Below are 19367 nucleotides of genomic sequence, written 5' to 3'. Positions count from 1 at the left end.
AGGAGCTTTTGGATCACCCTGTGAGAGGCTTCGCTGCCTCAACTCCACCTGTACGGCATCCCCGAAATGCTTCCAGATCACCTCAAACGGCTCGTCAGCGACTTGCTCGGCCAAGTCTCCCGCGACTTGCTCGGCGGTATGGAGCACGCCGCCGGTGGCCCACGCGGTCATCACCTCGCGCGTGAACCTCATCGCAGCCGTCACAGCGGTCTCGCCGGGCGCGAACGTCGCAGCCAGCACCGCATGGGGAGAAGCAGTCATCCCAACGTGCCTACCACACTTCCCGCTGACTTGGGGTAAATCCAAGGACAGGACTACGAGCTACTCATCGTGACAGACTTGAATCACTCGCCGGAGCCCACCGCGAGTGAAGGAGGCCCCATGACCACGGCCAAGGCCACGCTAAGCCCGGAGGAGAGGACATATACCGAATCGGATCTCGTGCCCATCCTGGAGACTCTTTTCTCCTGGCGTGACGGCGACTTCCGGCGTCGGGTTCCTCATGCGCCTCCTGGGATTCTCAGCGAGGTGCGGCTGCTGCTCAACGAAGTGGCCGATCGTCGCGAGCATTTGGCGAACGAGCTGGTGCGCGTACGAAAAGAGGTCGTCAAGGAAGGCCGGTTCAGCGAGCGGCTGACGCCGGGGCCGGGGGTCGGCGCCTGGGCGGAGAGCGTCGAGTCGGTCAACATGCTGATCGACGCCCTGGTGAGCCCCGTGAGTGGCGCGGCCGATGTGATTGACGCGGTCGCCAAGGGTGACCTGTCGCGGCGGATCGACCTCGACCGGTCGGCCCGCGGCGAGGTGCGCCGCCTGGGCAAGGCCATCAACGGCATGGTCGACCAGCTTGCGCTGTTCAACTCCGAGGTCACCAGGGTGGCCCGCGAGGCCGGCACGGAGGGGCGCCTGGGCGGCAGCGCCAACCTGCGCGGCATGTCGGGGAGCTGGCGCGACCTCACCGAGGCCGTCAACACGATGTCGTCCCGCGTGGCCGCACAGGTGCGCGACATCGCCGTCGTGACCACCGCGGTGGCCAAGGGCGACCTGAGCCGCAAGGTGACGGTCGACGCCGTGGGCGAGATGTTCGAGCTGAAGAACACCGTCAACACGATGGTCGACCAGCTGTCCGGCTTCGCCGAAGAGGTGACCCGAGTCGCCCGCGAGGTCGGCACCGAGGGCCAGCTCGGCGGCCAGGCACAGGTGTCCGGCGTGTCGGGCGTCTGGAAGGACCTCACCGACAACGTCAACTTCATGGCCAACAACCTCACCTCCCAGGTACGCAGCATCGCGACCGTGGCGACGGCGGTGGCCCAGGGCAACCTGTCGAAAAAGATCACCGTCGACGCGCAGGGCGAGATCCTCCAGCTCAAGGACACCCTCAACACGATGGTGGACCAGCTGTCCTCCTTCGCCGACGAGGTCACCCGGGTCGCCCGCGAGGTGGGCACCGAGGGCAAGCTGGGCGGCCGCGCCGAGGTGAAGGGCGTGTCGGGCGTCTGGAAGGACCTCACCGACAACGTCAACTCGATGGCCAACAACCTGACGTACCAGGTGCGCAACATCGCCCAGGTGACCACGGCGGTGGCCAACGGCGACCTCACCCGCAAGATCGACGTGGACGCCCAGGGCGAGATCCTCGAGCTCAAGTCGACCATGAACACGATGGTCGAGCAGCTGTCGTCGTTCGCCTCCGAGGTGACCCGAGTCGCCCGCGAGGTCGGCACGGAAGGGCAGCTCGGCGGCCAGGCGCAGGTGCGCGGCGTGTCCGGGGTCTGGAAAGACCTGACGGACAACGTCAACTCGATGGCCAACAACCTGACCTCACAGGTACGCCAGATCGCGGCCGTGTCGTCGGCCGTGGCCCAGGGCAACCTGTCGAGGAAGATCACCGTGGACGCGCAGGGCGAGATCCTGCAGCTCAAGGACACCCTCAACACGATGGTGGACCAGCTGTCCTCCTTCGCCGACGAGGTCACCCGAGTGGCGCGCGAGGTGGGCACGCAGGGCCAGCTCGGCGGCCAGGCCAGAGTGCAGGGCGTGTCGGGGCTGTGGAAGGACCTGACGGACAACGTCAACTTCATGGCCAACAACCTGACGTACCAGGTGCGTAACATCGCCGAAGTGACCACGGCGGTGGCCAACGGCGACCTCACCCGCAAGATCGACGTGGACGCCCAGGGCGAGATCCTGGCGCTCAAGACCACCATCAACCGGATGGTCGACCAGCTGTCGTCGTTCGCCTCCGAGGTGACCCGAGTCGCCCGCGAGGTGGGCTCGGAAGGGCAGCTCGGCGGCCAGGCGCGGGTCGAGGGCGTCGAGGGCACGTGGAAGCGGCTCACCGAGAGCGTCAACGAGCTGGCCGGCAACCTCACCACGCAGGTGCGCGCCATCGCGACCGTGACCAGCGCCGTGGCGCGCGGCGACCTGACCCGGTCGATCGCCGTCGAGGCGCAGGGCGAGCTGGCGGAGCTGAAGGACAACGTCAACCTGATGGTGGCCAACCTGCGCGAGACCACCCAGGCCAACCAGGAGCAGGACTGGCTCAAGTCCAACCTGGCCCGCATCTCCAGGCTCATGCAGGGCCACCGCGACCTGCTCGAGGTGGCCAAGCTGACGATGAGCGAGCTGACGCCGCTGGTGTCGGCCCGCTACGGCGCCTTCTACGGCATCGAGCCCGAAGGCGACCACGAGCTGATCCTGATCGGCGGCTACGGGGTGCGCCCCGACCGGGGGCCGCGCCAGCGGTTCGCGATCGGCGAGGGCATCGTCGGGCAGGCGGCGGCCGAGGGCAGTCACATCATCCTCGACGACGTACCGCCGAAGTTCATCACCATCGACAGCGGGCTCAGCCAGTCCACGCCGGCGCAGATCGTGGTGTTGCCGATCCTGTTCGAGAGCCGGGTGCTCGGGGTGCTGGAGCTGGCCTCGTTCACGCCGTTCGGGGAGGTGCACCTCGACTTCCTGACGCAGCTCGTCGAGACCATCGGCGTCACGATGAACACGATCATCGCCAACTCCCGTACCGAAGACCTGCTGACGGAGTCGCAACGACTGACCCGCGAGCTGCAGGAGCGCTCCGACGAGCTGCAGCGCCAGCAGGAGGAGCTGCGCAGGTCCAACGCCGAGCTGGAGGACAAGGCGGCGCTGCTGGCCAAGCAGAACCGCGCGATCGAGATCCAGAACTTCCAGATCGAGCAGGCCCGCCGCACGCTGGAGGAGCGCGCGGAGCAGCTCGCGGTGTCCTCGCGCTACAAGTCCGAGTTCCTGGCGAACATGTCGCACGAGCTGCGCACCCCGCTCAACAGCCTGCTGGTGCTGGCCAAGCTGCTGACCGAGAACGCCGAGGGCAACCTGACCTCGCAGCAGGTCGAGTTCGCCCGGACGATCCACAGCGCCGGCTCCGCGCTGCTCCAGCTGATCAACGACATGCTCGACCTGTCGAAGGTCGAGGCGGGCCGGATGGACATCCACCCGATCCAGGTGTCGCTGCCGAAGATGGTGGATCTGCTGGAGGCGGCGTTCGCGCCGCTGGCGCAGGACAAGGGGCTGTCGTTCACCGCGGACGTCGAGTCCGGCGTGCCGCACGAACTGCGCGCCGACGAGCAACGCCTGCAGCAGGTGTTGCGCAACCTACTCTCCAACGCGGTGAAGTTCACGCCGAGGGGCGAGGTGAAGCTGCGGGTCTCGACGGCGCCCACGGGGATCGACTTCGACGACGACACGCTGCACGACGCCGACGACCTGCTGGCCTTCCAGGTGATCGACACCGGCATCGGCATCGCGCCCGACAAGCGGGACGTCATCTTCGAGGCGTTCAGGCAGGCCGACGGCACGACGAGCCGCAAATACGGCGGCACGGGGCTCGGCCTGGCGATCTGCCGGGACATCGCCCGGCTGCTCGGCGGCGAGATCCACGTGGACAGCGAGCTGGGCAAGGGCAGCAGGTTCACGCTCTACCTGCCGGCCTCCTACACCGGGCCGCTGGCCGCGACCGACGGCGGCACGGCGCGCAGGCAGCTCATGACCCCGCCGGAGGAGGAGCCCACGGCCCCCGCGCCCGAGCCGCCGCTGCCGCTGGACCTGCCGATGCCCGAGCTGGTCGAGCCGCCGGTCGAGACGCCCACCCAGTGGCAGGGCGACGACCCGCTCAACGGCGCGAAGATCCTCATCGTGGACGACGACATCCGCAACGTGTTCGCGCTGACCAGCGTGCTGGAGCGGCACGGCTCGACCGTCGTCTACGCTGAAAACGGGCGGGAGGGGATCGAGCAGCTCGAACGGAACGAGGACGTCGCGCTCGTGCTGATGGACATCATGATGCCGGAGATGGACGGCTGGGCCACGACCTCGGCCATCCGACGCATGCCCCAGTTCGCGGACCTGCCGATCATCGCGTTGACCGCCAAGGTCATGCGGGGTGATCGCGAGAAGAGCATCGCCTCGGGCGCGTCCGACTACGTGCCCAAGCCGGTCGACGTGGACCGTCTGCTCGAACGCCTGCGCGGCTGGCTCAGCCGCGGACGGGGCTCGGGGCCCGACTCATCAGCCGAAGGGTCGTGATCGATGCCGGATCGTGCGAAGATCCTCCTGGTCGATGACCGCGAGGAGAACCTGATCGCTCTCGAAGCCATCCTCAGCTCGCTGGACCTGGTGCCCATCCGCGCCAGGTCGGGTGAGGAGGCGCTCAAGGCGCTGCTCAACACCGAGTTCGCGCTCATCCTGCTCGACGTGCGAATGCCGGGCATGGACGGGTTCGAGACGGCCGCGCACATCAAGCGGCGGGAGCGGACCAGGAACATCCCGATCATCTTCCTGACCGTGGTCGACAGCGCTCCCGACTACGCCTTCCGCGGTTACGCGGCGGGCGCGGTCGACTATCTGACCAAGCCGTTCGACCCGTGGGTGCTGCGGGCGAAGGTGTCGGTCTTCACGGAGCTGTACAACATGAACAAGCGCCTGGCCGAGCAGGCGTCGATGCTCCGCGACCGCCTGAGCGGCGAGCTGCCGCCCGGGGCGGGTGATCACGCGTCGGTGCTGCCCGAGCTGTCACGGCGGCTGACCGCGGTGGAGGACGAGCTGGCCAGGGTCAGGGAGCTGGCTCGCAAGTCGCAGGATCCGGCACTGGCCGTGCCGATGGCCGACCTGACGGACCGGCTGACCCACCTACGCGCCGGGTTCGACGCACTCTCCTGAGGAAGGACTTTCAGCCCCGGACGCGCGTGCGTCCGGGGAGCGGTCAGTGACGGGCGCGTTCCAAAGCGTCCCAGAAGCCGCGCCGCAGCGCATGACGGACCTCATCGTGCAGCAGGAAGTCGATCGGCAGCGACGACCCCTGCAACAACCGCGCCTCCAGGTCCGACGGCATGCGCGGCTTGCGGGCCAGCACCGCCTCCAGCCACAGGGCAGGGGCGTCGCGGGCGACCGACTCACCGAAGTCGTGGCCCTCCCGGTGGGCGGCCTTGACGGCGTCGGCCAGCGTGGTGGCGCCCGCCGTCGCGGCCGGCGGCGGCGTGACCGGCGCGGCCTGCGGCCCGGTGTACGGCCCCAGCTGCGAATGCTGGTACGACCCGCTCGACGGCGAAGCGAACTGCCCGGTGCTCGGCGACTGAGACTGGGCCTGCATGGGACCGGTCATCGGAGCCGCGGGCGGCGGCGCGGGCGGAGGTTGTTCGGGCTGGTAGTTGGTGTAGGAGGGCAACGCGGGCGGCGTGGACGACTGCCCGCGCCCCGACGACGGCCCGTTGGACGAAGGCTGGCTGGGCTGGGAGGCCGAGGAACTCGCGGCGTGGCTGCCGGTGGACGACGGCTGCTGAGGCAGCGAAGGCAGGGACGGCTGGGCGGGCGGCAGCGAATGCGCGGCCTGCCCGTTGCTGAGCGGCTGGTGGTGCCCGTTGGACGCCTCGCCGACGCCGGTCACCACGTTGACGTACGGGCGCAGGTGGACGGCCCCCAGCTCGACCAGGTCGTCGCACTCCTGCCTGAGCGACCGCGAGACCGCCCAGCCGCCGTCGGCCGCGATGTGGATGACGCTCACCCTGATCCCGAGGTCCTGCGCGTCGCACACGACCTGCGCCAGGTCCTCGTCACCGCTGACGACCACCGCGTCGCAGATGGCGTTGTTGCGGGCGAGGGTCATCAGGTCGCGATGCACCTGGGCATCGACGCCTTCGCGCCGGCCTGGCCGGATGCGCGACAGTCTGAGCTTGAGGCCCGGAATGTCGGCCAGTGCGTCGTGCTCCGGTGTACGGCGGCCTTCGACGGTCGCTTCGTACCAGTAGCACCGCAGCAGCGGCAGGCCGGTGCGCTCGCGCGACAGGCTGGTCATCAGCTGGAGCAGCCCTGGGTAGTCCCAGGAAACCGCTTCGCGATGACGCGTGCCGTGCACGGCCATCGCTCCATCAGCCAGCAGATAGCCAGCGTCCACGAACAGCGCACAGCGATCCACTGACACCGCCCCTTTCCTGGTGGTCCGACCTTGCTGGCTCTGCACCGTCAGAGACCGGACTCGGCGGCCCTTTCTCAGGGTAATGAAAGCAGGTGATCGCGCGAGGGTTAATCCCGACGATTCGGCTGCTGGCCACCGCCGCGTCAGACCAATAAGGCAGACCGTACCAGTTTGTCCCGTTCACGGTCACGACCGCGCACGCACGCTCAGTGCCGCGACTCCGAACAGGACGAGGTCCTTGTCCGTGGCGATCGTCAGCCGGGGATCCACCCCGAGCTCAGCGCTGACCGTATCGACGTCGACGCCGAACGTCATCTCCGCCACGCCGTTCGACGATCCGTCGAAGACGTTCGCGCGGTCGCGGTCGCCGCCCGCGGGGGTGAGCGCGCCGGACCCGAGCGCGACCTTGTCGCCCTTCAGGTCGGCGTCGCCTTCCCACGTCACCAGCTCGACCCTGGCGGGGGTGGCGGACGGTCTCAGCCCGCCCAGCGGGATCCGCAGCCGCCGGGCCTCGCCACCGACCACGGTGGCCGTGTCGAGCACCACGGCCTGGCTGTACGGCTCCGCCGGATCGGTGACGATCAGCACCAGGCTCCACCCGGCATGCCGCGACACCCCCTCCGTCAGCGGCGCGCCGGCCGCCGCCCACCAGGCGCCGTTCCTGCGCGCGTTGGCGACCAGCCCGCTGACGTCGGCGAAGGCCTGGTAGACGGGCCCCAGGGGGAGCTTGCGCAGCGCCACCTCAGTGGGCCGGACGGTCAGGTATTTGCGCCGCCCCGGCGGCCGGATCTTGATGGGCCCGGCGCTCTCGCCGCTCGCCGACCAGTAGAGCCCGGCCCACACGACCCGGCGGCCCTTCGGCAGGGACAACCAGGCGGCGCTGGAGGCGGCGGTGCCGGGATCGGCGTCCCGGTCGAGTGCGGTCATCGGCCACAGGTCGTTGTCGCGCTGGTCGCCCGCGCGCCGCCGGGCCTCCGCGCAACCCGCGCGCTCCTCGGGGCAGGTCAGCAGCGAGTTGCCGATCGCCCTGACGGCCACCTTCCCATCGGTGGCGAACCTGGCCGGCGCCCCCGTCATCCGCACCCCCTCCTCGGCCCGCGCCTGGATGTGCAGCGGGCCCGAGTCGACGCGTACGGCGGGCGCGGCGCCCTCCGGCGCCTGCTCGGCCACCCGCACCCGCAGGAACACCGCCGTGCCCTGCCCCGCCTTCAGCGGCTCCCTGGCGCACCGGGCGCCACGACCTGACGGGCGGCACGCCCAGCCGTCCACGGTCCCCACGGGATCGACCAGGGCGACGCCGTGGCCGCGGTGCGCGGGCGGGATCAGCGTCACGCCCGGAGGCAGGTCCACGAACGCCGCCAGTTCCTCGCTCGGCCCGTCGCCGTGGTTGCGCAACCGGATGCCGACGATGCCGGGCTGGGCGCGTACCAGGGCTCCGAGGGGGTCGATCGTCGCGTGCAGCCGGGCTTTGCCCGGCTGGTTCGTCTTGACCGGGGCCGGTACCCGCGCGGGCTGCTCGCTCGGCGACGGCATCGGCCGTACGCGCGCGGGCGGCTGGGCGATCGGTGTGGTCGCGGGCTTCCTGATCGGCTCCTCATCGGAGACGAGCATGAGCGCGGCCGCCACGGCGACCGTGACGGCCACCCCGCCCGCCATCGCGGCCCGCTGTTGCTTGGGCGACCGCCGCAACCACCCGAAGACGCCCAGCAGACCGGCCGCGCCGCCGCCCGCGGCGGCCGACTTGGCCAGCGCCGCCGCGTAGCCGCCGAAGAGCGGCCCGGCGATCAGCGGGCCGACCATGACGCGCAGCCCGCGGTTGACGTCGGTCAGCTCCAGCAGCACCCCGTGGCACTCCTCGCAGCCGCTCACATGCTCGTCGACCGCCTTGGAGTCGCGCCTGGCCAGCCCGCCCCTGACGTAGGCGCCTATCTTGCCGAGCACGGGACGGCACTGCTGCTGTGGCGGCACACCCAGATGCATCTGCAGGTACGCCTGCCGCAACCCCTCGCGGGCCCGGTACGCCAGCGCGGCCACGCCGTTGGCCGACAGGCCCAGCAGCGGCGCCACCTCGGCCGGCCTGCTCCGCTCGACCTCGGTGTGCCAGAGCACCGCCCGCCACCGCTCGGGCAACGACAGGAACGCCCTGGCGATCAGCGACTTCTCCAGCCCGACGAGCGCGGGATCGACGAACGGCAGCCCCGGGTCGTACAGCTCGATCTCGCCCGTGGTCACCTGGCGGCTCTCGACCCTGGAGCGGTCGTAGATCGTCCGCCGCACCACGGTCAGCAGGTAGGTGCGGAAGCCGGCGCCGGGCCCGCCGCCCCTGCCCACCAGATCGAGGATCTTCGTGAACGACTCGGCGACCACGTCCTCGACCTCGGCGCCCCCGACGAGCTGCCGGGCCAGCGCACGGGCCGCGGCGACGTGGCGCTCGTAGAGCTGCCCGAAGGCGGCGGCGTTGCCCTCTCTGACGGCCTGCAGCAGATCAGCGTCGCTTTGCGGCGATTCGACACTCATAGTGACCTCACGATTACGCAGGGTTGCCCCGCGGAATCATTCCGCATTCCCCGTCATGACTAAACCGCCAGCGCGTCTTTACCTCAGGGAGGACTCGATGGCGGAGGATATGTTGGCGGACATGCTGGTGCGCCGGCGCGGCAGGAGCATGGCGCGGGGCTGGTCGCTGGCCCACGACTGGTGGACGCCCGAGGCGGAGCTCGCGATCAGGGCCGTGCGCGGGGGCTGCGGCCTGCGGCAGGCGTGCTGGGAGCTGGGCGCGGCGCGGGCGGGCTCGCGCCGCGGGTGCGCCCGCTGCCCAGGGCGTACGGGCAGGCGCTCGCGCTGATCAGGACCTTGGGCAGCTGATCAGGACCCATAAGCTTGGACCCATGACGGATCGCGACAACCTCCTGGCCGAGATCAAGAGCAAGGCCGTGGTGCACGGCAAGGTCACGCTTTCCTCGGGTCTGGAGGCGGACTTCTATCTCGACCTGCGGCGGATCACGCTCGACGGCGTGGCCGCGCCCCTCGTCGGCAGGGTGATGCTCGACCTGACCGCAGATCTCGATTACGACGCGGTGGGCGGGCTCACGCTGGGGGCCGACCCCGTGGCGGGCGCGATGCTGCACGCGGCGGCGGCGCGGGGGCGCACGCTGGACGCGTTCGTGGTGCGCAAGACGCAGAAGGCGCACGGCATGCAGCGCCGGATCGAGGGACCCGAGGTGAAGGGGCGGCGGGTGCTCGCGGTCGAGGACACCTCCACGACGGGCGCCTCGCCGCTGACGGCCGTGGAGGCGTTGACGGAGGCGGGCGCCGAGGTGGTGGCCGTGGCCACGATCGTCGACAGGGGCGCCAGGGAGCGGATCACCGACGAGGGCCTGGACTACCGCACGGCCTTCACGCTCGAGGATCTCGGGCTCTAGTCCGGCGCGCGCACCGTGAAGGCCTCTCGGGCGCCCGGCTTGCCCTGTTCGCGCGGCTCGCCGTTCTCGGTGACGCGGACCGTGCCCGCGTCGCTGAGCACCACGTCGAGCTCGGGCTCGAAATAGCTGACCTCCTCGCCCTTGCTCATCTCGCGATACTGCAGCACGTCGCCGCCCGGCACCCGCACCGTGACGATCGGGCAGGTGTCGGCCACGCACTCGATGTGCACGGTGGGCACCTGGGCGGTCCCGGTGGGGTCGGCCGTGGCCGGGTCGGGGGTGGCGGCGGCGGAGGCACGCTCGCGCTCGGGCGGCGCCGCCGCTAACGAGCCGAGCAGCGCGCGACCACCGATGACCAGGAGTGTCACCACGGCCCCTGCCGCCAGGATGGCGAGCGCCAAGCGGGCGAGGCCCATCGGATCTGACCTGTGGCGTCCCACAGCAGGCAGCGTACCTGTTGGTAACGCTGCGTTCCTGTTAGTGCTGAGTGTCCGTGCCAGATGTTATGCGGTGGTGCTTGCCGCTGGGCGAGGGGGAGTTCTTGCCCGCCCTGCGGTTCTTGACGACCTCGACGATGATCGGGATCAGCGAGATGAGCACGATGAGGAAGACGCCGGGCAGGATGTACTTGTCGATCTGCTTGGGATCGACCTGGCCGCCGAGGAAGTGGCCGAGCAGGAGCAGGCCCTCGGTCCAGACGACGCCGCCGATCGAGTTCCACACGAGGAATCGCTTGGGCGGCATCTCGAGCACGCCGGCGACGGGATTCATGAACGTGCGCACGATCGGCACGAACCTGGCCAGAATCACCGCCCTGGCCGGGCCGAACTTCTCGAAGAACTCCTCCGCCCGGACCACATGCTCCCTCTTGAACAACCGCGAATCCGGTTTGTCGAAGAGTTTGCGGCCGAATCGCGCCCCCAGGAAATGCCCGAGCTGGGCACCGGCAATCGCGCACAGCGGCGTGCCGATCAACAACACGGGCAGGGAGAGCGCCTCGATGCCCATTCCCGCGGCCACCGACGCCGAGCTGAAAATCCCCGCGGCCACCAGCAGCGAGTCGCCGGGCAGGAAGAACCCGAGCAGCAAACCCGTTTCTGCGAAGATGATGGCCAGAACGCCGATCGTGGCGAATGCCCCCAACACGGTCAGCCACCACGTCGGGTCGAGGAGATTCCAAAGCCAGTCCACGCCGAGAGCCTACCCGTAGCCGGGGCTCACGACGTGACCATCAACCACGCCCTTTTGGCCGAGCCGCGCTCGGATGCGATGGATGTCCTCGCTTCGTTGCGGATCCATCGCATCGTCCCTACCGCATCAGGGTAGTGAGCCTGGATACTGGGCCTGGCGTGAAGCCGTAACTTCTCAGGGAGATGAATCATGCCTATTGCGACTCCAGAGGTCTACGCTGAAATGCTCGACCGGGCCAAGGCCGGCGGATTCGCCTACCCGGCGATCAACGTGACCTCATCGCAGACGTTGAACGCAGCCCTGCGCGGCTTCGCGGAGGCCGAGAGCGATGGCATCGTGCAGGTCTCCACGGGCGGCGCCGAGTTCCTCTCGGGCACCACGGTCAAGGACATGGTCACGGGCGCGACGGCGCTGGCCGAGTACGCGCGGGTGGTGGCCGCCAAATACCCCGTCACGGTGGCGTTGCACACCGACCACTGCCCCAAGGACAAGCTCGACGGTTACATGCGGCCGCTGATCGACATCTCGCTGGAGCGGGTCGCCAAGGGGCTCGACCCGCTGTTCCAGTCGCACATGTGGGACGGCTCCGCCGTACCGCTGGAGGAGAACCTGGAGATCGCCAAGGAGCTGCTCGACAAGTGCGCCAGGGCGCGGATCATCATGGAGATGGAGATCGGCGTGGTGGGCGGCGAGGAGGACGGCGTCGTCGGCGAGATCAACGAGAAGCTCTACACGACGCCCGAGGACGCGCTGGCCACCGCCGAGGCCGTGGGCATCGGCGACCGGGGCCGCTACATGCTGGCGGCCACGTTCGGCAACGTGCACGGCGTCTACAAGCCGGGGCACGTCAAGCTGCGGCCGAGCGTGCTGAAGGAGATCCAGGACGCGGTCGGGGCCAAATACGGCCAGGACAAGCCGTTCGACCTGGTCTTCCACGGCGGCTCCGGATCGCTGCAGGAGGAGATCCACGAGGCCATCTCGTACGGCGTCGTCAAGATGAACGTCGACACCGACACGCAGTACGCCTTCACCAGGCCGATCGCGGACCACATGTTCCGCAACTACGACGGCGTGCTCAAGGTGGACGGCGACGTGGGCAACAAGAAGGCGTACGACCCGCGGGCCTACGGCAAGGCCGCGGAGGCCGGGATGGCCGCGCGCGTCGTGGAGGCGTGCGAGAACCTCAAGTCGAGTGGGACGAAGATCTCCTAGCCACTTCGGTGGCCCGGCGGGTATGACTTGTCCTATGGATAACCTTCTCGCCGGGCCGCCCCCGACTCACCTGCCGGACTTGCCCGAGGCCAGGGAGGCGCTCGAATCCGGTGCCAAGGCCGCCGACGTGGCCGCCCGTTTCCCCGCCCACCCGGCGGCCTGGGCCGCTCTCGCGGAGGAATACTTCGCCAAGGGGCACGCGGTCACCTCCTACGCCTTCGCCCGTACGGGCTACCACCGCGGGCTCGACCAGCTGCGCCGCAACGGCTGGAAGGGACACGGGCCCATTCCCTGGGAACATGAGCCCAACCGGGGCTTCCTGCGCTGCCTGTACGCGTTGTCGCGGGCCGCCCAGGCGATCGGCGAGAAGGACGAGGCCGAGCGGTGCCTGCAGTTCCTCAAAGACAGCACGGAAACGGGTTACGACGCGCTGACCAAGGGTTAGCCCTTGGGACGTATAGGTACGTTCGGGTAGTCTCTCTACGCAAGAGCCCCTGTCGCGCTTGCGCCAGGGGTTTTCGTTTTGTGCTCGGGAGACTGAACCATGCCGGCTGCCGTTCTCGTTGGCGCCCAGTGGGGCGATGAAGGCAAGGGCAAGGCCACCGACCTGCTCGGTGGCGACGTCGACTACGTCGTCCGCTATCAGGGTGGCAACAACGCGGGACACACCGTGGTCATCGGGGACCAGAAATACGCACTGCACCTGCTACCCACGGGGATCTTGTCCCCCCACGTGGTGCCGGTGATCGGCAACGGCGTGGTGATCGACCCGGGGGTGCTGCTGAGCGAGATCGACGGGCTGGCCGCGCGGGGCATCTCCGCCGAACGGCTGCTGATCTCCTCGAACGCGCACCTGATCATGCCTCACCACAAGGCGCTGGACAAGGTCACGGAACGCTACCTGGGCAAGGCCAGGATCGGCACCACGGGACGCGGCATCGGGCCCGCGTACGGGGACAAGATCGCCCGCATGGGCGTACGCGTGCAGGACCTGCTCGATCCGGGCATCCTCGCCCAGAAGATCGAGGTCGCGCTGACCGAGAAGAACCAGGTGCTGACCAAGGTGTACAACCGGCGCGGCATCGACCCCGCCGCCGTGCTGGAGGAGTACCTGGCCTACGCGGAGCGCCTCAAGCCGCATATCGCGGACACCTCGCTGGTGCTGTCCAAGGCGCTGGACGAGGACAAGTTCGTGCTGCTGGAGGGCGGGCAGGGGACGCTGCTGGACATCGACCACGGCACGTACCCGTTCGTCACGTCGTCGTCGCCGACGTCGGGGGGCGCGTGCGCCGGGGCAGGCATCCCGCCGAACCGTCTCACCAAGATCATCGGCATCCTCAAGGCCTACACCACCCGGGTCGGATCCGGCCCCTTCCCGACCGAGCTCACCGATGAGGTGGGCGAATGGCTGCGCCAGACCGGCGGGGAGTTCGGCACGACGACGGGCCGGAACCGGCGGTGCGGGTGGTTCGACGCGGTCATCGCCCGGTACGCGACCCGGATCAACGGCATCACCGACTACTTCCTTACCAAGCTGGATATCTTGTCCGGCTTGGAGAGTATTCCGGTGTGCGTGGCGTACGACGTCGACGGGGTCCGGCACGACGAGATCCCGATGACGCAGACCGACTTCCACCACGCGACTCCGATCTATGAGGAGTTTCCCGGGTGGCAGGAGGACATCTCCACCGCGAAGTCGTTCGATGACCTGCCGCCCAACGCGCAGGCGTATGTGCGGACGCTGGAGGAGATGAGCGGCGCGCCGATCTCGGCCATCGGCGTGGGGCCCGGCCGGGACCAGACCGTGGTGGTGCGGTCGCTGGTCTGAGCACTGACGTCGGTTACGTGGTGAGGACCGCTGCCGTCATCGGGGTGTAGAGGGTCCAGCCGAGGGTTTCGTACAGGGATCTGCCCTCGGCTGTGGCCACCAGGACGCCGTCTCTGGCGCCCATCGAGGCGGCCGTCGTCGCCAGGGTTTGCATGATGACGGTGCCGAGGCCGCGGCGGCGGTGGTTGCCCGCCGTCTCCACCTGATCCACCACCGCCGTCGTCCGCGCCAGGGCGAACTGGCCCCGCGCCGCCACCTCGCCCGCCGCCGTCAGTAAGCGGGCGGCTGTGACGTTCGCGCGGGTCGTGATGGCCAGGGTGTAGCCCGCGGGAGTCCGGGGGGTCGCGCGGGTCAGGGTCGTGGTCATCATGAATTCCGGGTCCTTGACGGACCACTTCGCGGGCAGGCGGGGGGCCACCGCCTCCACCGAGGCGCAGAGTTTCAGCCAGGTGCCCGGGACGGTGAGGGTCCTGGTCAGGTGGGTCAGGACTTCCGGGGTCGGGTCCGCGACTATGTGCCTGGCCACGTGGTCCGGGAGGCCCACGTCCACTCTCAGGCCCCACGGTTCGGGTACGGGCTTCGGGGCTCGGCGGGAGACCACCCAGCCGTCGACCCATGCCCGGACTGTTGCGGGACGGATAGTTTTGACAGCACCCGCCATGATGTCCAGCGTATTGCACAATAGTTGCAATTTTTGTCAATAAGCCCGGCGCAGGGTGACGGCCGAGCGTCCGGTAAGCGAACGGGCGTAGCAGGATAAAAAGGACACGGCGTGGCACTGCCTAGTCATGGCTCCCGGCAGGTAGGGTCCGGGTTGTGCGTGTTGAGATTCATGGTCACCGGGGGGCTCGGGGCCTGTGGCCGGAGAACACTCTGCCGGGGATGAGCCGCGCGATGGAGCTCGGCGTGCATGCGCTCGAGCTCGACGTGGCGCTCACCGCCGACCGGCGCCTCGTGCTCACGCACGATCTCATGGTGTCCGCCGTGACCAGCGCCGACAGGCGGCCGCTGCATGCCGGTGATCCGCTCTTTCCGTACGTCGGCAAGCCGATCAACTCCCTCACCCTGGCGCAGTTGCGCACGCTCGACGTGGGTGTGCGGTTGCCGCGGCACCTCGACGATCCCTTCGCGCTGACGCAGGTCTCCGTGCCCGAGACCAGGATGCCGACCCTGGGTGCGGTGCTGGGGCTGGTGAACGCCTACGACGCGGAGGGCGTACGGCTGCACGTCGAGCTCAAGTCCGATCCCACCCGGCCCGAGCTGACGCCCGACCCCGCGGTCTTCACCGAGCTGGTCGTCGAGGAACTCGAACGCCATGGCCGGCTCGGCAACGTGGCCATTCTCAGCTTCGACTGGCGGATCATCGCGCACGCCGCCAGGCTGGCCCCGGACACGCCGCGGTTCGCGTTGATCGAGCTGAAGACCCTGCACTGGAACGACGGCGTGGGCGACGACGTGCCGGCCGCCGCGCGGGATGCCGGGGCCACCACGCTCTCGCCCGAGCACATCATGGTGGACGAGGCGTTGATGGCGCAGGCGGCGGCGGCCGGGCTCGAGGTGGCGGTGTGGACGGTCAACGAGCCGGTGCTGGCGGGCAGGATGCTGGATCTGGGGGTGGCCGGGATCGTGACCGACTATCCCGACCGGATGCGGGAGCTCTGGCGCGAACGCGGACTTGAGCTTCCCGAGCCCATCGGTCCGCTCAAGCCGGTAGGGGTCTAGAGCCAGCCGTTCCTGCGGAAGCCCCGGTAGAGGAGGACGCAGGCGGTGATCATGACGGTCAGCACCGCGGGATAGCCCCAGACCTGATCGGTCTCCGGCATGAAGTCGAAGTTCATGCCGTAGACCCCGGCGATCATCGTGGGCACCGCCAGGATGGCCACCCAGGAGGAGATCTTGCGCATGTCCTCGTTGGCCAGCGCGTTCGAGCGGGCCAGGGCGGCCTGCAGGATCGAGCTGCACAACTCGTTCGAGGACTCCACCTGCTCGCACACCCGGGACAGGTGGTCGCCGACGTCGCGGAAATACTCGCGCATGTCCGACGGGATGACGCGGCGCTGCGGGAGTGCGGACAGCGGGGAGAGCAGCGGGGTGACGGCTCGCTTCATCTCCAGCATCTCCCGCTTGAGCTGGTAGATCCGGTTGATGTCGCGGGAGCTGACGTCGGCGAACACCGTCGCCTCGACCTCTTCCAGCTCCAGCTGCATCAGGTCGGCCACCTGTAGATACTGGTCCACCACGTGGTCGGAGATGGCGTGCAGGACGCCCGCGGGACCGCGGTTCATCAGCTTGGGCTTGTCCTCCAGGCGCTCGCGGACCACGGTGAGCGGGCAGTGCTCGCCGTGCCGCACCGTCACCACGAAGTCCACGCCGAGGAACACCATGATCTCGCCGGTGGCGATGATCTCGCTGGTGCCGGTCAGCTCATCGTGGTCGAGGTACGCGACGGTCTTCAGCACCATGAACAACGACTCGCCGTACCGCTCCACCTTGGGACGCTGATGCGCCTTGACGGCGTCCTCCACGGCCAGCGGGTGCAGGCCGAACACCTCGGAGAGCCACTCCACCTCGGGAGCCTCGGGCTCGTGCAGTCCCACCCAGACGAACGCGTTGGCGCCGTCCGCGGTCTTGTTGTGCTCGCGTACGAGGTCGAGCGCCTCGACGATGCCCGTGGCGGCGACCTTCTTGCCCTGCACGTAGGCGCCGAACTCGACGACGGAGTCAACAGGAGGCACGCGGACCTCACGCACCGGCTTGGGAAGCTGACGCGCGGTGCGCGGCTGTACGGGGTGACGGTTGATACGACGGAAAAGCGTGGACGAGCGCATCGCGGTCCCTTTCCGCCCGACCTGGCACGCTCCACGCGCGATGAAAAGTCACCTCAATCGACACAAATGCGTGGAGGCACGATCAGGCTGCCGGATTGGAGTGGTCGGGGGTACACCGGCTGTACGTGTGGAAGCACGTACTGCTGGGATCACCAGGATTCATCCCGGACCACCTCCAATCACACGGGACACCGCAAAGCCGCCCCAACTTACCACAGGCGGCTGAACCCATCCGACGATACCCGCCGTGCGGCGCCGGGCTCAGGTAGAACTCCACAAAGATTGACCGCTCTTTCCGGTATTCCGGAATAAAGGCGTGTAGCAGGGCTGAGCGTGCGCCAGGCGGCGGGCCTGCGACAATGGAACGTGTGCGCGTTCTAGTCATTGGTTCCGGAGGGCGTGAGCACGCCCTGTGCCGTTCGCTCAAGCTCGATCCCCAGGTCAGCGAGCTCCACTGTGCTCCAGGCAACGCCGGCATCGAGGAGGTGGCGACCGTCCATCCCGTCGATCCCGTCGATCCCGGGCAGGTGGCGGAGCTGGCCGGGCGGCTGCGGGCCGATCTCGTGGTGGTGGGGCCGGAGGCGCCGCTCGTGGCGGGGGTGGCCGACGCCGTACGCGACGCGGGCATCGCGTGCTTCGGGCCGTCCGGCGAGGCGGCCATGATCGAGGGCTCCAAGGCGTTCGCCAAGGAGATCATGAAGGCCGCCGACGTGCCGACCGCGCGGGCCAGGGCCTGCGTCACCGAGGAGGAGGCCGCGGCGGCGCTCGACGAGTTCGGGGCCCCGTACGTCGTCAAAGACGACGGCCTGGCCGCCGGCAAGGGCGTCGTGGTCACCGAGGACCGGGAGCAGGCGCTCACGCACGCGCGGGCCTGTGAGCGGGTGGTGATCGAGGAGTTCCTGGACGGGCCGGAGGTGTCGCTGTTCGCGCTGTGCGACGGGAGCACCGCCGTGCCGCTGCAGCTCGCGCAGGACTTCAAGCGGGTCCACGACGGCGGTGAAGGACCCAACACCGGCGGCATGGGGGCCTACACGCCGCTCCCGTGGGCGCCCGAGGGGCTGACCGACCAGGTCATGCGGGAGGTCGTGCATCCGACGATGGCCGAGCTGTCGCGGCGCGGGCTGCCGTACCAGGGGGTGCTCTACGTGGGGCTGGCGCTGACGGCGAAGGGGCCGAAGGTGGTGGAGTTCAACGCGCGGTTCGGCGACCCGGAGACGCAGGTGCTGCTCGATCGGCTGGAGACGCCGCTGGGCGGGCTGCTGATGGCGTGCGCGACCGGGGAGCTGGGGCTGGACCCGGTGTTCAAGGAGGGCTCGGCCGTGGGCGTGGTGATCGCGGCGGAGAACTATCCCGACGCGCCCGTCAAAGGTGACGTGATCACGGGCCTGGAGCCGACCGAGCACGCGTACGTGATCCACGCCGGCACCAAGCGGGTGGGCGACCAGGTCGTCTCCAACGGGGGGCGGGTGCTGACCGTGGTGGGCAGCGGAGCCGACCAGGAGAGCGCACGTCGGCACGCCTATGACCTGGTCGCGAAGATCGAGATGCGCGGCTCGCACTACCGAACGGACATCGCCCGATGAAGCACCTGCACTCCGGCAAAGTACGTGATCTCTACCAGAGGGATGACGGGCTGTTGCTGATGGTGGCCTCCGACCGGATGTCGGCCTTCGACTACGTGCTGGAGCCGGATATCCCCGACAAGGGGGCCATTCTCACGCAGATGTCGTTGTGGTGGTTCGAGCAGCTCAAGGACGTCGTGCCCAATCACATCGTGGCGCCGGGCGAGGATTCCCGCAGTGTGTTGTGCAGGCCGCTACGAATGGTGCAGGTCGAGTGCATTGCCCGCGGCTATCTGGCCGGCGGCGGGCTGAACGAATACCGGAACGACGGCACGGTCTCCGGGGTGCGCCTGCCCGACGGGCTGGACGACGGGTCGCGGCTGCAAGAGCCGATCTTCACGCCGTCGACCAAGGCGCCTGTGGGGCAGCACGACGAGCCGATCTCGTACGAGCAGGTCGTCGCGGAGGTCGGCGCGGAGACGGCCGCGGAGCTGCGGCGGATCACGCTGGACGTCTACACGCGCGGAGCGGAGATCGCCCGCGAGCGGGGCATCATCCTGGCCGACACCAAGATCGAGCTGGGCTGGGACGCCGACGGCGTGCTGACGCTGGGCGACGAGGTTCTGACCCCCGACTCATCGCGATTCTGGCCCGCCGACGAATGGCAACCCGGCCGCGCGCAACCTTCTTTTGACAAGCAATTTGTACGCGATTGGCTACTATCGCCCGAATCCGGATGGGACAAAGCCTCTGGAACCCACCCACCTCGGCTTCCAAACCACATCGTCGAACGCACCCGGCAGCGATACCTAGAAGCGTATGAGCGCGTCACGGGGGCTCCCTTTAGCGGATGATTCGGCTGGGTCATGTGGTGTTACCGAC

At 68.9% G+C, this 19367-nt stretch carries 16 protein-coding genes; 10 read left to right on the top strand and 6 right to left on the bottom strand.

Annotation, left to right across the window (positions count from 1 at the left end; genetic code table 11):
* The first annotated feature begins 381 nt into the window (after window positions 1-381).
* The gene (locus ACFLIM_RS36770) at window positions 382-4557 is read left to right on the top strand and encodes a HAMP domain-containing protein (RefSeq protein WP_393172994.1); all 4176 of its coding nucleotides are present in this window, start codon (window positions 382-384) and stop codon (window positions 4555-4557) included.
* A 3-nt stretch (window positions 4558-4560) separates the two neighbouring features.
* Complete coding sequence (locus ACFLIM_RS36765; RefSeq protein ID WP_393172993.1) at window positions 4561-5190, top strand: response regulator; 630 nt, start codon at window positions 4561-4563, stop codon at window positions 5188-5190.
* Window positions 5191-5233: 43 nt separating this feature from the next.
* Here ACFLIM_RS36765 and ACFLIM_RS36760 read toward each other — a convergent pair whose 3' ends face one another.
* Entirely contained in the window at window positions 5234-6448 is a 1215-nt protein-coding gene (locus ACFLIM_RS36760) for an NYN domain-containing protein (protein WP_449291492.1), read from the bottom strand.
* A gap of 180 nt (window positions 6449-6628) precedes the next feature.
* Window positions 6629-8959: a sigma-70 family RNA polymerase sigma factor gene (locus ACFLIM_RS36755; RefSeq protein ID WP_393172992.1), complete on the bottom strand. Its 2331-nt coding sequence runs from the start codon at window positions 8957-8959 to the stop codon at window positions 6629-6631.
* A gap of 97 nt (window positions 8960-9056) precedes the next feature.
* On the opposite strand from ACFLIM_RS36755, the gene ACFLIM_RS36750 reads away from it, so the two are divergent.
* Window positions 9057-9287 (top strand): hypothetical protein, encoded by a 231-nt coding sequence (locus tag ACFLIM_RS36750; protein ID WP_393172991.1) that lies wholly within the window; start codon window positions 9057-9059, stop codon window positions 9285-9287.
* A 43-nt stretch (window positions 9288-9330) separates the two neighbouring features.
* The gene (locus tag ACFLIM_RS36745) at window positions 9331-9864 is read left to right on the top strand and encodes an orotate phosphoribosyltransferase (RefSeq protein ID WP_393172990.1); all 534 of its coding nucleotides are present in this window, start codon (window positions 9331-9333) and stop codon (window positions 9862-9864) included.
* On the opposite strand, the gene ACFLIM_RS36740 is transcribed toward ACFLIM_RS36745, so the two are convergent.
* Window positions 9861-10280, bottom strand: a complete 420-nt coding sequence (locus ACFLIM_RS36740; RefSeq protein ID WP_393172989.1) for a hypothetical protein — start codon at window positions 10278-10280, stop codon at window positions 9861-9863. The genes ACFLIM_RS36745 and ACFLIM_RS36740 overlap by 4 nt on opposite strands.
* 61 nt (window positions 10281-10341) lie before the next feature.
* Window positions 10342-11055, bottom strand: a complete 714-nt coding sequence (locus tag ACFLIM_RS36735) for a DedA family protein (protein WP_393172988.1) — start codon at window positions 11053-11055, stop codon at window positions 10342-10344.
* Window positions 11056-11244: 189 nt separating this feature from the next.
* Here ACFLIM_RS36735 and fbaA point away from each other — a divergent pair, with 189 nt between their 5' ends.
* From fbaA to ACFLIM_RS36720, 3 genes are all read left to right on the top strand, one after another.
* Window positions 11245-12267: a class II fructose-bisphosphate aldolase gene (fbaA, locus tag ACFLIM_RS36730; RefSeq protein ID WP_393172987.1), complete on the top strand. Its 1023-nt coding sequence runs from the start codon at window positions 11245-11247 to the stop codon at window positions 12265-12267.
* Window positions 12268-12301: 34 nt separating this feature from the next.
* Window positions 12302-12712 (top strand): DUF3151 domain-containing protein, encoded by a 411-nt coding sequence (locus ACFLIM_RS36725; RefSeq protein ID WP_393172986.1) that lies wholly within the window; start codon window positions 12302-12304, stop codon window positions 12710-12712.
* A gap of 99 nt (window positions 12713-12811) precedes the next feature.
* Complete coding sequence (locus ACFLIM_RS36720) at window positions 12812-14095, top strand: adenylosuccinate synthase (protein WP_393172985.1); 1284 nt, start codon at window positions 12812-12814, stop codon at window positions 14093-14095.
* A 13-nt stretch (window positions 14096-14108) separates the two neighbouring features.
* Here the strand turns inward: ACFLIM_RS36720 and ACFLIM_RS36715 are convergent, their stop codons facing one another.
* The gene (locus ACFLIM_RS36715; RefSeq protein WP_393172984.1) at window positions 14109-14645 is read right to left on the bottom strand and encodes a GNAT family N-acetyltransferase; all 537 of its coding nucleotides are present in this window, start codon (window positions 14643-14645) and stop codon (window positions 14109-14111) included.
* A gap of 266 nt (window positions 14646-14911) precedes the next feature.
* Between ACFLIM_RS36715 and ACFLIM_RS36710 the strand changes: the two genes are divergently transcribed.
* Window positions 14912-15817, top strand: coding sequence for a glycerophosphodiester phosphodiesterase family protein (locus tag ACFLIM_RS36710; protein ID WP_393172983.1), 906 nt, complete (start codon window positions 14912-14914; stop codon window positions 15815-15817).
* On the opposite strand, the gene corA is transcribed toward ACFLIM_RS36710, so the two are convergent.
* A complete protein-coding gene (corA, locus tag ACFLIM_RS36705; protein ID WP_393172982.1) occupies window positions 15814-16830 on the bottom strand; it encodes a magnesium/cobalt transporter CorA in 1017 nt (338 codons plus the stop codon). The two genes, ACFLIM_RS36710 and corA, sit on opposite strands and share 4 nt — an antisense overlap.
* 461 nt (window positions 16831-17291) lie before the next feature.
* Here corA and purD point away from each other — a divergent pair, with 461 nt between their 5' ends.
* Window positions 17292-18506, top strand: coding sequence for a phosphoribosylamine--glycine ligase (gene purD, locus ACFLIM_RS36700; protein ID WP_393172981.1), 1215 nt, complete (start codon window positions 17292-17294; stop codon window positions 18504-18506).
* A complete protein-coding gene (locus tag ACFLIM_RS36695; protein ID WP_393172980.1) occupies window positions 18503-19339 on the top strand; it encodes a phosphoribosylaminoimidazolesuccinocarboxamide synthase in 837 nt (278 codons plus the stop codon). Before purD ends, ACFLIM_RS36695 begins: the two co-directional genes overlap by 4 nt.
* Window positions 19340-19367 lie beyond the last annotated feature (28 nt).

The organism is Nonomuraea marmarensis, assembly GCF_043197025.1.
In the GTDB taxonomy this organism is placed as follows: domain Bacteria; phylum Actinomycetota; class Actinomycetes; order Streptosporangiales; family Streptosporangiaceae; genus Nonomuraea; species Nonomuraea marmarensis.
Note: the sequence above shows the minus strand (reverse complement) of the source record. Positions and strands in the feature narration are given on the sequence as shown.

Bases quoted from the DNA above. Each gene is read 5' to 3' on its own strand.
- ACFLIM_RS36770 (WP_393172994.1), top strand. From the start codon at position 382: ATGACCACGGCCAAGGCCACGCTAAGCCCGGAGGAGAGGACATATACC.
- ACFLIM_RS36765 (WP_393172993.1), top strand. From the start codon at position 4,561: ATGCCGGATCGTGCGAAGATCCTCCTGGTCGATGACCGCGAGGAGAAC.
- ACFLIM_RS36755 (WP_393172992.1), bottom strand. From the start codon at position 8,959: ATGAGTGTCGAATCGCCGCAAAGCGACGCTGATCTGCTGCAGGCCGTC.
- ACFLIM_RS36750 (WP_393172991.1), top strand. From the start codon at position 9,057: ATGGCGGAGGATATGTTGGCGGACATGCTGGTGCGCCGGCGCGGCAGG.
- ACFLIM_RS36745 (WP_393172990.1), top strand. From the start codon at position 9,331: ATGACGGATCGCGACAACCTCCTGGCCGAGATCAAGAGCAAGGCCGTG.
- ACFLIM_RS36740 (WP_393172989.1), bottom strand. From the start codon at position 10,280: ATGGGCCTCGCCCGCTTGGCGCTCGCCATCCTGGCGGCAGGGGCCGTG.
- fbaA (WP_393172987.1), top strand. From the start codon at position 11,245: ATGCCTATTGCGACTCCAGAGGTCTACGCTGAAATGCTCGACCGGGCC.
- ACFLIM_RS36725 (WP_393172986.1), top strand. From the start codon at position 12,302: ATGGATAACCTTCTCGCCGGGCCGCCCCCGACTCACCTGCCGGACTTG.
- ACFLIM_RS36720 (WP_393172985.1), top strand. From the start codon at position 12,812: ATGCCGGCTGCCGTTCTCGTTGGCGCCCAGTGGGGCGATGAAGGCAAG.
- ACFLIM_RS36695 (WP_393172980.1), top strand. From the start codon at position 18,503: ATGAAGCACCTGCACTCCGGCAAAGTACGTGATCTCTACCAGAGGGAT.